This window comes from Nocardia sp. JMUB6875, from assembly GCF_041154655.1.
In the GTDB taxonomy this organism is placed as follows: Bacteria; Actinomycetota; Actinomycetes; order Mycobacteriales; family Mycobacteriaceae; genus Nocardia.
Map to the genome: position 1 here is coordinate 1 of NZ_BAAFGR010000095.1, position 12,817 is coordinate 12,817.

11 protein-coding genes are annotated in these 12,817 nt (G+C 68.3%); 1 reads left to right on the forward strand and 10 read right to left on the reverse strand.

From position 1 onward, the window contains the following. Nucleotides 1–94 precede the first annotated feature (94 nt). The gene (locus tag ACAM49_RS23470) at nt 95–529 is read left to right on the forward strand and encodes a nuclear transport factor 2 family protein (protein WP_369637711.1); all 435 of its coding nucleotides are present in this window, start codon (nt 95–97) and stop codon (nt 527–529) included. Here the strand turns inward: ACAM49_RS23470 and ACAM49_RS23475 are convergent. From ACAM49_RS23475 to ACAM49_RS23520, 10 genes are all read right to left on the reverse strand, one after another. Continuing rightward, nucleotides 518–1,981, reverse strand: coding sequence for an MFS transporter (locus ACAM49_RS23475; RefSeq protein WP_369637712.1), 1,464 nt, complete (start codon nt 1,979–1,981; stop codon nt 518–520). The genes ACAM49_RS23470 and ACAM49_RS23475 overlap by 12 nt on opposite strands. A gap of 36 nt (nt 1,982–2,017) precedes the next feature. After that, complete coding sequence (locus tag ACAM49_RS23480; protein WP_369637713.1) at nt 2,018–2,830, reverse strand: ABC transporter permease; 813 nt, start codon at nt 2,828–2,830, stop codon at nt 2,018–2,020. Further along, nucleotides 2,827–3,936, reverse strand: coding sequence for an ABC transporter substrate-binding protein (locus tag ACAM49_RS23485; protein WP_369637734.1), 1,110 nt, complete (start codon nt 3,934–3,936; stop codon nt 2,827–2,829). The genes ACAM49_RS23480 and ACAM49_RS23485 overlap by 4 nt, the downstream gene beginning before the upstream one ends. 47 nt (nt 3,937–3,983) lie before the next feature. Beyond that, the gene (locus tag ACAM49_RS23490; RefSeq protein ID WP_369637735.1) at nt 3,984–4,649 is read right to left on the reverse strand and encodes an ABC transporter ATP-binding protein; all 666 of its coding nucleotides are present in this window, start codon (nt 4,647–4,649) and stop codon (nt 3,984–3,986) included. 52 nt (nt 4,650–4,701) lie between these two features. Beyond that, complete coding sequence (locus tag ACAM49_RS23495; protein ID WP_369637714.1) at nt 4,702–5,325, reverse strand: class I SAM-dependent methyltransferase; 624 nt, start codon at nt 5,323–5,325, stop codon at nt 4,702–4,704. 42 nt (nt 5,326–5,367) lie between these two features. After that, a complete protein-coding gene (locus ACAM49_RS23500; protein WP_369637715.1) occupies nt 5,368–6,795 on the reverse strand; it encodes a cytochrome P450 in 1,428 nt (475 codons plus the stop codon). An 11-nt stretch (nt 6,796–6,806) separates the two neighbouring features. Then, nucleotides 6,807–7,478 (reverse strand): class I SAM-dependent methyltransferase, encoded by a 672-nt coding sequence (locus ACAM49_RS23505; RefSeq protein WP_369637716.1) that lies wholly within the window; start codon nt 7,476–7,478, stop codon nt 6,807–6,809. Nucleotides 7,479–7,561: 83 nt separating this feature from the next. After that, on the reverse strand, nt 7,562–10,798 hold the full coding sequence (locus ACAM49_RS23510; RefSeq protein ID WP_369637717.1) for a thiamine pyrophosphate-dependent enzyme: 3,237 nt from the start codon (nt 10,796–10,798) through the stop codon (nt 7,562–7,564). Further along, the gene (locus ACAM49_RS23515) at nt 10,786–11,841 is read right to left on the reverse strand and encodes a histidinol-phosphate transaminase (RefSeq protein WP_369637718.1); all 1,056 of its coding nucleotides are present in this window, start codon (nt 11,839–11,841) and stop codon (nt 10,786–10,788) included. Before ACAM49_RS23515 ends, ACAM49_RS23510 begins: the two co-directional genes overlap by 13 nt. Beyond that, nucleotides 11,841–12,740: a UbiA family prenyltransferase gene (locus tag ACAM49_RS23520; RefSeq protein ID WP_369637719.1), complete on the reverse strand. Its 900-nt coding sequence runs from the start codon at nt 12,738–12,740 to the stop codon at nt 11,841–11,843. Before ACAM49_RS23520 ends, ACAM49_RS23515 begins: the two co-directional genes overlap by 1 nt. Between the last annotated feature and the right edge of the window lie 77 nt (nt 12,741–12,817).

The window sequence follows — 12,817 nt, forward strand, 5'->3', positions numbered from 1 at the left end:
CCCTCTACCGCTTCACCGATTCCGGCATCCGCGTCACCGCCGAATTCGCCGCCCTGCGCCCGCCCACCTGAGCACTCCCCTATGCTCACCTGCCATGAGCTCAGCCGCCGATTCCCTCGCCATCACGAACCTGATCGCGAAGTACGCGGAGCTGGTCGACTCCGGGGACTTCGCCGGTGTCGGCGCACTGTTCGCGCACGGCACGTTCGGCAGTTCCGGCGGATCGGTCGAGGGCAGCGCGGCCATCGAGAAGCTGCTGGGGCACATGGTGATCCGGTACGAGGACGGAACTCCGCGCACCCACCATGTCACCACCAACACCGCCATCGAATTCGACGGCGAGGAGCGCGCCGCGACGGCGCGCTCCTACTTCACCGTGTTCCAGGCGCTTCCGGACCTCCCGCTGCAGCCCATCGCCGCGGGCCGCTACCACGACACCTTCGAATGCCCCGACGGCCGTTGGCGATTCGCCGCACGACAGGTCGACATCACCTTGGCGGGCGACCTGTCCCGCCACCTACGCCGGTAGGGTCGCGGCCCTGGCCGGATCGATGACCGGGTCCAGTCGCCGCACGCGGACGGTGAGCGCGACGACGATCGCGGCGACCGCGAAGAATCCCGCGCCCCAATAGAATCCGACGTCGTAGCTGTGGACCGCGGCGTGCGCGGGAAGGTCCGGCGTGGGCGGGTGATGCTGGGCGTAGCGGGTCGAGACCTGGACCGCGATGGTGGTGAGCAGGGCGGTGCCGATCGAGGCGCCGATCTGCTGGACCGCGTTCAGCAGGCCGCTGGCCACGCCGGCGTCGCTGTCGTCGATGGCGTAGAGGGCGGTGGCCTGCATGGCCACGAAGATCTGGGCCATGCCGAGCGCGATCACGATCTCGGCCGGAAACACCGCCGCCCAATAGGAATAGCCGACGTGCAGTTGGGCCAGGTAGATCAGACCGGCCGCGCCCAGCTGGGCTCCGGCCAGCATCAGCACGCGCGGGCCCACCTGGGGCAGCAGCTTGCTGGCGATGCCCGCGGAGATCACGATGCCGAAGGGGAAGGGCAGGAAGGCGACTCCGGCCTTCAAGGGTGAGTAGCCAAGGGTCTGCTGGAAGTAGTAGCTGAGGAACAGGAAGACCGCGTACATCGCGACCGGAACCAGCAGGGCGACCAGGAATGCCCCCGCCCGATTGGACTCGCCCGGAATGCGCAGCGGCAGCAGCGGATTGGCGACCCGAGCCTCGACGGTGACGAAGGCCAGCAGCAGCGCGACCCCGGCCACCAGCAGCCCGACGGTGCTCGCCGCACCCCAACCGACCTGCGCCGCGCGGTTGAAGCCGTAGACGACACTCGCCAGGCCCGCGGTCACCAGCACCACGCCGGGCAGGTCGTAGCCGCCCACCCGCCGCGCGGGCACATCCCGGACCACGACCAGCACGGCCGCCGCCGCGGTGGCGAGGGCGATCGGTATGTTCACCAGCAGACACCACCGCCAGGACGCGTACTGCGTCAGCGCGCCGCCGCCGATGAGCCCGACCGCGAACCCCGCGCCGGACACGCCACCGAAGACGGCGAAAGCGCGCGCCCGCTCCTGCGCCGCGGTGAAGGTCACCGACACCAGCGACAATGCCGCGGGCGCGAGCAAGGCCGCGAACAGACCCTGGAGAGCCCGGCCCGCGAACAGCATGCCGGGGCTCACCGCTGCCCCGGCCAGCGCCGAGGCCACCGCGAATCCGGCCAGGCCGATGAGGAAGATCCGCCGCCGCCCGACATAGTCGGCCAGGCGCCCGCCCAGCAGCAGCAGGCCGCCGAACATCAGTGTGTAGGCGGTGAACACCCATTGCTTGTCGGCTTCGCGGATGCCGAGGTCGGCTTGGGCGTAGGGCAGCGAGATCGTCACGATCGTCGCGTCCAGCACGACCAGCAATTGCGCGATCGACAAGACCAGCAGCGCCCACCAACGGCGATCGGAGGCCGCGCGTACTTCGGACATGAACTCACCCTTCACTTCTCATGCGACTGCTCACTCTCATGGGACTACGCGATGGTGGTGTGTCCGCCCGGTCAGCCGGCTCGCCAGCAGGTCGACCGCCGAGCCGAGCACACCGATGACGAGGATGATGGCCACCACCTGGTTGTAGGCCAGCTGATCTCGGGCATTGAGGATCTGATAGCCCAGCCCCGACCGCACTCCGAGCATCTCCGCGGGCACCAGCACGATCCAGGCGGTGCCCAGGCCCAGGCGCAGACCGGTCCGGACGTGGTCGCGGACGGCCGGGATGATCACGACCCGCAGTTGCTCGAGCCGGGTCGCGTGAAAGGAGCGCGCCACGTCCAGGAAGCCGCGGTCGATGGCGTGCACCCCGGACACGGTGTTCAACAGGACGGGCCAGACCGCCGCCGCGGCGACCAGGAAATAGACCGGCTGGTTGCCGATCCCGAACAGCGCCACCGCGATCGGAGTCCACGACAACGGCGAGATCATGCGCAGGAACTGCACCACGGGCGTCGCCGCGGCTTCGATGCGGGTGTTCAGGCCGATCAGCAGGCCCATCGGCACGCCGATCACGGTCGCGACCGCGAGCCCGATGAGCAAGCGCCACAGGCTGATCGCCGCATCGGACACCAGCACGCCGCGGTGATAGAGCTCGGCGATCGCCGGCAGCACGCGTTGCGGCGCGGTCTGGCGCAGCAGCGAATGCTCTTGCGCCAGCACGGTTGTCGCCAGCCACCAGAGGAAGACCGTGACGATGACGGCCGCCACGGCGGGCCAGATCCTTGCCACGGCCGAGCGGGTCGCGGCGCGCGCGGCCGGACCCGAGGGCACGAAGGTCGAAGTCACAGCAGTTGCACCTGTTCCGTTCTCACGAGGTCGGCGGGCAGTCCCAAGGCCGGTGTTCCACCATGCGCGGCAATCGAATTCAGCACGAAGGTGTCATCCACCAGCCCGGCGTGCGCCGTGGCCGGATCCAGGTCGTCCAGAAATCCGCGGTCGCCGTCGACGACCGTGTCGTGCATGGCCTCGACGAGCTTGCGGGTGAAACTCGGGTAGGGGTAAGGCTGGAACCCCACCAGTTGCGGTGACCATTCAGGATGCCGCAGCTGATAGGGCGGCGTGGGGTAGGTGAGCGCGGTGCGCACCGCGGGCAGTGGCTGGGGCAGATAGCTGCCGGAGGTCAGCGCACCGGCCGCGGCGGCGCGGTCGGCGCCGATCCGCAGTTGCGCGGAAACCACGGCGTCGGTGACCATCTGCACCGCGCCCGGCTGCCGCGCGATCACGTCGTCCCGGGTGACCAGCACGCAGCACGCGTGCTCACGCCACACGTCGCCGAGGAAGGTGTGGATCCGCCCGATCTTCTTGATCTGCGCGATGGCGTTGAACGGGTCGGCCACCACGTATCCCGCGATCGACCGATTCGCCAGGGCGGGAACCATATCCGAGGGACTCATGACGATGAGTTCGACGGTGCGCCGCGATCGCGACGCGCTACGCCGCACCACCGGGGTGAGGTCATGCGCCCGCAGCAGCTGCTGGAGCACGATGTTGTGGATCGACCACCAGAACGGGATGGCGACCTGGCTGCCTGCCAGCTGCCCCAGGTCCGTGATGTCCGGGGCGACGGTGAGCGCCGAGCCGTTGGTGTGATTCCAGCCCAGCACCCGCACCCCGGCGCCCAGCACCCGCCGCAGTTGCAGGGCCATCGGCATCAGCAGGTGTGCCACATCGATCTGGCGGGAGACGAACGCCTCCGCCAAACCGGCCCAGCTGCGGAACAATACGGGCTTGCCGCCGCTCACCCCGGCGCCGTAGAGCCGTGCCGAGTGCGCGATCAGCAGCGGCGCCGCGTCGGTGATCGGCAGGTAGCCGATGCGCAGCGCGTCCTCCCTACGCCCGGTGGTGGCCGCGATGCGGGCCAGGTCCGCCGCGCCGAAAAGCCCGGCGGCCATGGTCAATCCGGTCGCACCGGCCAGCAGGGACCGTCTCGAGATATCGGTCACGGCGCCGCGACCTCGTCCGGGTGGTACTGCCCGAGAATGTCGTCGCGCAACGACGCTGTCTCGCCGCCGGTACGGACGTCGCGCCATTCCCGGCGGATCCGGCCGCGATCGAGCAGCACGATCCGATCCGCCAGCGCGATCGCCTCGTCCACGTCGTGGGTGATGAGCACGACCGTCGCCGTGAGCTCGGCGACGAGCTCGGACAGCCACTGCCGCAGGTCGATTCGGGTGGCCGGATCCAAGGCGCTGAACGGTTCGTCGAGCAGCAGCAGCCGGGGCCGGGTCGCGGCCGCCCGCAAGACGGCGACCCGCTGCGCCTGGCCGCCCGACAACTCGCTCGGGTAGCGGCCGGCCAGGCCGTCCATGCCGAATCGCCGCAGCAGGGTCATCGGGTAGTCGCCGTCGAACTCGTGCCGGTGCGCGGTGAATCGCCGGGCCAGCGAGATGTTCTCGGTCACGGTGAGCCAGGGCAGCAGCAGCGATTGCTGAAACACCACCCCAGTGCGCGGACGGGCGCCGTCCGCGCTCCAGCTCACCGTGCCCGAGGTCAAACTTTCCAGGCCCGCCAAAACCCGCAGCAGCGTCGACTTTCCGCTGCCGCTCGGGCCCAGCACGGCCAGGAACTCACCGCGATCGACCGCGAGGCCGACGTCGTCGAGCACGAGATTGCCGCCGAACTTCTTGGTTCCGCGATCGAGGGTCAGCTCACTGCCACTAGGCACGTTTGACGCCGGTCAGCCGCGTGTACATTCCGCCGTGCACGCTGTCGACGACCACGTCGCCGAGCTGCTCACGGAATACCCGCTCGAACGGCTCGAGCTTCTTGTAGTGCGATCCCACGATGAAGGACTTCAAGAAGTTGTACCCGTTGATGGCCTGGTAGCCGCGGCCCGACGTGCGCGGCAGCGCGTCGATGATGCGCACCCCGGTGCCCGGCTTCAGGTTCGAGAGCAGTTCCGCCAGCTTCTCCGACGGGTCCGGAACACAGCTCATGGCAATGCAACTGAAGACCACGTCGACGTCTTTGAGCAGCGGCGTGGTCGCGATGTCGTCGACGACGAGCTTCACGTTGTTCCACCCGTTGGCGACCACGCGCTTCTCCGCCTTGGCGAGAATGGCCGCGTTGTTGTCCAACCCGATCACCCGGCCCGAGGGACCGATCGCCTCGACCAAGGCCGGAAAGGCAAGCCCGGTACCGCATCCGAGATCGGCCACCGTTTTGCCGGACAGGTCCAGTCCGGCGACCAGCGCCGGGTGCAGCTTGTCGATCCCGCCGAGGGACAGCACCCACGCGGTCCGGTCGTAGATGGGCGCCGCAATATCGTACCGCTCTGCCAATGTAATCAAATCCTCTCTCAGATGCTTTGGGGCTGAAGGCTTTCAGCGCCGCGTCAGTCGAACGCGGAACCCGCCCTTGAAGGTCGGCGCCAGCCCGGTGTCCTCACGGATCGTGAAGTTCGGCGGAATCTCGACCTGGTATCGGCTCAGGATCAGGGCGACCAGGTAGGTCGCGATCAGGTATCCCAGCTGGGCGCCGGTGCATCGGTGCGGGCCCGCGCCCCATGCCAGGAAGTGCAGCAGGCGGGGTTGATCCACCCGTTTGCTGTGGTCGTAGAACCGATTCGGGTCGAAGGTGTCGGGATCGGTCCACCAGCGCGGATCGCGGTGGATCGTCGAGATGGGCGCTCCCAGCATCGTGTTCGGCGCGATATCGAGCCCCTGGAAGTTCGCACCGGCGGCGGTGAAGCGCAGCAGGAGCGGAAACCCCTGCATCCGGATCGATTCCTCGAAACAGGCCTTCGTCCAGCGCAGGGTGCGCACCGATTCGATGGTCGCCTGCGACAAGTCGACCGTGCCGCACTCCTCCACCAGGCGATCGGTCGCCTCCGCGTCGAGCAGGGTGCGCACCACCGTCTGGGTGATGGCGCCGGCAGTGGTGCCGTACGACGCGCTGGTCATGGTCGCCACGTCGAAGCAGAGGTCCCAGAATGTCATGGGGGTCTTCAGCTTCTTGTACCCGAGGATCATGCCGTCCAGGACATCCCCGTAGGTGCCCAGCGCCGGTGAGTTCTGCCGCTCGACAACGCGATTCTTGACGATCATCGCCGCGGAGAACACCGTCCACGGCCGAATCTTGTACGGACCCCACGGGCGCACCAGATTCGGCGGATCGGCGATCTTCAGCGTCGATCCCAGGAATTTGGTGAAGGTCGCCATGCCCTCGTGCAGTTCCTTCATCTCCTTGGGAGTGAAGGGGTCGGTATAGGTCTGTGCGAGCACACCGCGCAGGAGGGTCTGGAAGATCACCTCTTGCAGGTCAGTGATGCCGTGGGCGTCGGTCGCCGCGGCGATGTTCGCGTCCAGGGTCTGCAGGTAGGCGTCGACATTGGCCTGGAAGGTGTTCTTCAGGCCGTCGCGCGTGACCAGCGGGCTGACGATCCGGCGACGTTCCCGGAACAGCTCACCCTCGATGAACGAGAGCCCGTTCTGCCGCTTGGCCAGCGCCGGATGGTAATTCCCGAACTTGCTGTAGGCGCCGGACGTGTCGTCCATCGCCTTGTGCACGTCCTCCGGATTGCCCAGCACGACCAGGTCGCGCAGCGGGAGCTTGATCCGGACGACGTCGCCGTATTTTCGGACCGCCTCGCGCAGGAACTTGTTGCGATCCTTCGAGAACTCGGGGTACGAGCCCATGATGCGGTGGCCCGGCGGGCCCGGCAGATGTCCGTTCGAGAAGCGACGGCTGGTGATGCTGGTGACGGAGTGCACCTTCGGTGGCGCCTCGGCATGCGGGCATTGATTGGCCATGGGGAATCCTTCTACTTGCGGAAGACGTAGGCACGGACCAGGCCGCCGTGGTAGCGCGCTTGCGACTCCAACGTCAGTCCGGCGCTCTCACAACGGGTGATGCTGTATTCCGCGCCGCGGTCCGACTCCACTTCCTCGGTCATGTGGGCGACGGGATCCAAGCCGAAAAGTCCTGCGACCCTGCGGGTTATGAGCAGGCGCAACTTCATGATCCCGAGCAGCAGCCCGCTGTCGGGCAGCGCGAGTTCAATGAGCAGGAAGCGTCCGCCCGCGCGCAGCACCCGCACGGCTTCCGCGAGCGCGACCGCCGGGTCGTCCATATCGTCGAGTGCGAAGCACATGACCGCGGCGTCGAAGGTCGAGGAGTCGAAGGCCAGATCCTGTGCGCTACCGCGCATCTGGCTCCACCGGCTGCGCGGGTGCTCGCGCCCCAGCCGCTCCAGTTTGCCCTCGGCGACCGCCAGCATCTCCGCATTGAGATCGACCGCGCGGTAGGAGATCGGAAAGCGATACTCGGCGGCCAGCGCGGACGCGATCTCGGCTGTCCCCGAGGCGATGTCGAGCACCTCGGCCTCGGCCTGGAGCCGCAGCATGCGCACCGCCTCGCGGCGCAGCCGCTTGTCGCCGCCCAATGTCATCACCGAATTGACCAGGTCATACCGCGGCGCGATCTTCGTGAACATCGACTGGGGTGTGGCAGCACGTGTCCCGACCATTCAGATCCCTCCTCTCCCATTGCCTTGACGCTTCGTTTTGCCTTGACACTTCATTCGTTTCGCCCCACTCGGCGCAGAGCTTGACCGGCGGCGTCGGCGGCGACCGCCTTCACCATCGACCACGCGCCCGCACGCGCGGGCTTACCGTCGCGAATCCAGCCCGACACCAGTCCGACCACCTGGCGCACGTGGATGCGCCCGGCCAGCGCGGGGGCCTCGACCGCGGGAATGCGCGCATCGATGAGCGTCGGACCGTCGGTGCGCAGCGCGGCGCGGAACGCGGTCCCGAATTCCTCGGAGGTCCGCGCCGTCACCGCGGTCATCCCGCAATGCCGCGCGAAGCTCGCGAAATCACAGGGCGCGAATTCGGAGGAGGTGTCGGGCCAGCCCATGATCCAGCTCTCGAACTTGATGGCCGCGAGCGCGCCGTTGTTGAAAACGACGATCACCGTGGTGGATTCGGCCTGTGCGGCATTGCGGAGCTCGGCGAGGGTGATGCCGATCCCGCCGTCGCCGACGATCGCCACCGAGATGTCGGCCGGATTGCGCACCGCGACATCCACCGCGGCCGGCACCGCGAATCCCATGGTGGCAAACGAGGCGGTCCACAGGTATCGGGAGGCCGAGCGCACGTAACGGTACGCCCACAGCGTATTGATGCCGACATCGACGCTGAGGGTCGATGTCCGCTCGGCCCGCGCGAGCTCGTGATCGATGATCTGTGCGGCCGTCACCGCCAGCAAGGGCCGCGCGGACTCGCGCGGACCCTTGCGCTGCGGGGTGGCGGGGCGGGCGGCATCGCTCACGGCGACAGGTGCTTTCGACGATCCGATGAGCGCCTCGAGCACCTCGCGCGCGTCGCCGAGCAGGCCGATCGATTCCGGCGGAAGACGCAGAAAGGTCAGCGCGTCCGCATTGACGGAGATCACCGGGCCGTCCCCGGCGAGCTCGAAGGCGGACCCGCGCCAGGACACGCCCACCAGGACCACCACTCGGCTCTGCCGGATGTTCTGCATCGCCTCGTCGTGACCGGACGTGCCGACCAGACCGGCGCAGTGCTCGCCCACCACGTTCGCGGCCAGCGCGCCCATCGTGCAGTAGAGCGGAGCTCCGGTGCGGGAAGACAATTCGAGGAGTTCGCGTCGTGCGCCCGCCGCGCCGCGGCCGACGATGATCGAGACGCCGTCCGCCGAATCGAGAAGCGCCGCGGCCCTGGCGATCTCGTCTCGCGCGGCCATCGTGGCGCCGGGCAGTCCGATCAGCGAGTCCGGGATGTCCAGTGCGCCCGCGGTGTCCGCGAGCGCCGCGGTGTTTCCGGCGCGCAGGGCGGCGCCGGAGACGTGGATGTGCGTCACACCCTTGCCCCGGCCCGCGACGGTGAGCAGCGCGTCGCGCAGCCGCGTCGAATCCCGCGCGGTGCCGTCGAGCACCACCGAGATCGCCGAGATCTCCCCCAGCACCTCCACCGGATTCAGGAACCAGCGGTCGATCTCCAAGGAGATCAGCAGCACCGACGCGCTGTCGAACGAGGCGTCGTAGAGGCCGTTCAGCTGCGCGAGAAGCTCTGCGGGAGAGGTCACCACGGCGCACGCGGTGGTCCCGGCCGCCTTGAACGCCGCGGTGGCCCGCATGGCGGCGGCCTGGGTATCGGCGACGACCCGCACGTCGAGGTCGGTGCGCGGGGCGCCGATCAGGCCGAGCCGCTCGGCACTGACGCCGGACAGGTACACCGAGTCGATCCCCCGGCCCGCGATCGCGCCGAGCAGCTCGCCCGCGAACTCGACGACCTCGGCGCGGGGCGCCGTATCGGGTTGTGCCGCTGCCGATTCCAGCGCCGAGGTCAGGATCACCGACGGACCCTCCGCCTGCACGGCCGCTTCCAGCGCCGACTCGAGCTCGCTCGGATCCGCCGCCCAGAACACCCGGATTCCGAAGGCCCGGGCCAGTTCTCGGATCGTAGCGCCCGATTCCGCACGGCAGATCACCGTCACGGGGACCGTGTACCGCGCGGCGGTGGACAACTCCGATATGTACTGGTCCAGGGACGCGAGCTCGGTGAGCGCGTAGGCACGATCGTTCGCCGCCAGCGCCAGACCGATCGCCATCGGCAGCGCCGAGCCCTCGGCCTCCAGATTCCACGCGCTGTGGATGTCCGCGTGCGCGCTCAGGAAGGTGCGGGTGAGCCGCTGGATCGGCCCGGGGTCGACGGCGACCGAGGTGCCCGAAAGCCGTTGCGCCAGCACAGCCCAGCCACCGGTCGGCTCCTGGACGGCCGGGGCTTCCGGCACGAGTTCCGCCGCGTCGCCACGGCTGGCCACCGCGGCGGTCAGCGCGTCCAGGATCACCGGAATATCGCCCGCGATGCCGATCCGCTGACTTCCGGTATCGAAGCCGGACGTGGCGAGATCGGTGACCTCGATCAGGATCTTCGCGGCGGGGAAGTACCGCCGCACCCCGACCGTTGGGCGGCCGATCAGCAGCACGCTGTCCTCGGCCGAGGTGCGCTCGCCCTCCACGGGAGTGACCAGCGATTCCGGGATCCCGGACTCGGGCAGGGCGCACAACTCGACGCCCAGCGCCTGCGCGAGCGCGCGGGCGCGATCGACGGATTCCCCACCGCCGGAACCCAGGACGATCGTCGTCGGGTGGCCGCACAGGTAGTCGGCCAGGTCTTCGACGCGTCGCTTGTCGACCTTGGTGGCGCTGCGCCGGTCCACTCGATACGGGCTCGGCTGCTCCCGCTCGTCGACCGGTGCGATCAGCAGGTCCGACGGAATGGCGACATGCGCCGAGGTCTGCTCCAGCCGAATCGCGAGCAGGATCTGGTCGAAGACGCCGACCTGATCGGTCGACATGATGTCCGCCGACCGCCAGGTGCCGTCGCGGAACAGCCGCGACGAATCGATTTCCTGGAACGATTGCGCCCCGACATCGCCCACGTGCACCTGACCCGAAATCGCCAGCACGGGCACCCGGTCGTACAAGCCGTCGTACACGCCGGGCAGCAAATGCGTGGCGCCGGGCCCGGCCGTGCCGAAACACACTCCGACGGTGCCGGATCCGCGGGCGTAACCGACCGCCATCCAGGAGGCCGCGCTCTCGTGACGGACCGCGATCAGTCCGATCTCGTCCCGCCGCCCGACGGCGTCGACCAGGCAGTTCACCGATTCCGCGGGCATACCGAAGAGGTAGCGCACCTCGTTTCGGACCAATCGATCCACGAGTGCGTCCGCGAACCGCGGCCGGCCCATCAGGTCGGCGCCCAGGTGCGGATTCATCTGTGGCATGCGCTTGCCTCCATTCGGCTGTATCCGTCCGCGAGGACTTCGACAACGTGATCCAGGTGTTCGGGTGCGGGCACGGTGATTCGGACGCCGATGTCCGGATATTCGCGGACCGCGATTCCGGCGCGGGAGAAGCGATCGACCAGCGGGGCCGGGTGCCGCATCGGCACCCAGAGGAAGTTCCCGCCCGATTCGGCGACGGTCAGGCCGTGGACGCGCGCCGCGGCGCTGAACAGCGAACGGCAGCGGATGACCGAATCGACCTGGGCGGCGAGCTCGTCGCCCACCTCCAGCGCGGCGATGGCCGCGGCGACGGCCAGCCGGTTCACGCCGAAGGGCATGGCGACGGTTCGGCAGGCGCCGATCAAGCCCGCATCGCCGACCGCGTAGCCCACGCGCAGGCCCGCCAGGCCGTAGGCCTTCGAGAAGGTCCGCAGCACAACGAGATTCGCGTGTGTGCGGATCAGCCGGAATATCTCCGTCGGGTCGGCCGTGTGATCGAAGTCGATGTAGGCCTCGTCCACCACGACGACCGTATGCCGCGGCACCCAGCGCAGGAGCCTTTCGATCTCGTCGAGACCCACGCGCTCGCCCGTCGGGTTGTGCGGGGAGCAGATCAGGATCGCGGCCGCGTCGTCACCGGCTGCCGCCGTCATCGATTCGACCGGCTGCCAGCGGCTTTCCGTGCCCGGCACCGGAACGGCCGTTCCGCCCGCGTCGACCACGACTCGCTCGTAGGCGTCGAATGCCGGTACCGCGAAGACGACTCGGCCGCCGTTTCCGGCGACCCGTCGCATGATGTATCCGAGCACGCCGACGCTGCCCGGCCCGACGATGACATGGTCGGGGCTGAAGCCCACGAAATCGGCGATGGCCCGCCGCAGCGATCCGTAGGCGGCCGAGGGATAGTCGGCCGCACGATCGACTTCCGCCTCGATCGCCTTGCGGACGCTCGGCAATGGAGCAAAAGGTAACGCATTGTTCGAAAGATCAAGGGCGACAGCCGAATAATCACTGTCCTCGTTCGAGCGATACTCATCCCACATCAGACGACATCCTTCTTTCGGCGAGTATCGAGCTTCAGCGCGTCCATCAGGAAAATGACGACCAGCGAACCCAGGACGATGCCGATCGAGGAAACCGACGGGTCCACCAGCAGAATCCAGGTCGAGAGGTATCCCGTCGAAACCACCATGTCGAAGCGCAGCATGTTGTTCGCCGATTGGCTGTCATCGCGCAGGATCATCCGCGCGCACTGGACGCAGACGATCGGGAACCACACCAGGGTCAGCAGGTACTTCGCCGCGAATTGGCCTCCGGCGACCAGGAATACCGGGCCCAGGTAGACCGCGATCGTCCCGGCCGCGGCCACGATGGCCGCATGCCGCCGGGTCGGGCTCAGCGTTGCCGAGGTCGTCAATCCGGCGTCTCGATCGCCGTGGTAGTCGGGCAGGTTCTTCACCAGGCCCTTGGCGGCGAACCAGACGAACAGGTACGCGGCCATCGACAGGAAGGGCCAGTTTCCCAGCACCGCCGGTCCATGCTCCGTCACGGCGGGCGCCATCAGGAACGGCAGGGCGACATCCAGGGCGAACAGGGCCAGCGAGGACACCGGCCGCTCCTTCACGCGGAACGGTGGCAGGGAGTACTGGTGCGCGATCACGACGCAGATCGCCGTCAGCCCGAGGAAGACGGGGCTCACCAGCGCCGCCAGCGCCAGCATGAGCAGGCAGACGGCGTAGGCGCTCCGCAGCAGCCGTCGCCGGCCGTAGAGGCCGAGCAGGTACAGGCGGGCCGGGAGGTTCTGATTGTCTTCCGCGACATCGGAGTAGCCGTTGAACAGGTTGGCCACCGCGCTGTACAGGAAGGTGACCGCGAAGCCGATCAGGACATCGAGGTCGATCGACAGGCCGAGCAGCTTACAAGCCAGGCAGAAAGCCAGCATTCCCGGCAGGCAGGTGCGCGGCCGCGCGAACGAAAGAAAGAGTTCGAGCCGTCCCCGAATTCCCGCCGTCAATCCCT

Coding starts and splice junctions, on each gene's coding strand:
- ACAM49_RS23475 (WP_369637712.1), bottom strand. CDS start 1,981: ATGTCCGAAGTACGCGCGGCCTCCGATCGCCGTTGGTGGGCGCTGCTG.
- ACAM49_RS23520 (WP_369637719.1), bottom strand. CDS start 12,740: ATGCTGGCTTTCTGCCTGGCTTGTAAGCTGCTCGGCCTGTCGATCGAC.
- ACAM49_RS23515 (WP_369637718.1), bottom strand. CDS start 11,841: ATGTGGGATGAGTATCGCTCGAACGAGGACAGTGATTATTCGGCTGTC.
- ACAM49_RS23485 (WP_369637734.1), bottom strand. CDS start 3,936: ATGGCCGCCGGGCTTTTCGGCGCGGCGGACCTGGCCCGCATCGCGGCC.
- ACAM49_RS23510 (WP_369637717.1), bottom strand. CDS start 10,798: ATGCCACAGATGAATCCGCACCTGGGCGCCGACCTGATGGGCCGGCCG.
- ACAM49_RS23505 (WP_369637716.1), bottom strand. CDS start 7,478: ATGTTCACGAAGATCGCGCCGCGGTATGACCTGGTCAATTCGGTGATG.
- ACAM49_RS23500 (WP_369637715.1), bottom strand. CDS start 6,795: ATGGCCAATCAATGCCCGCATGCCGAGGCGCCACCGAAGGTGCACTCC.
- ACAM49_RS23470 (WP_369637711.1), top strand. CDS start 95: ATGAGCTCAGCCGCCGATTCCCTCGCCATCACGAACCTGATCGCGAAG.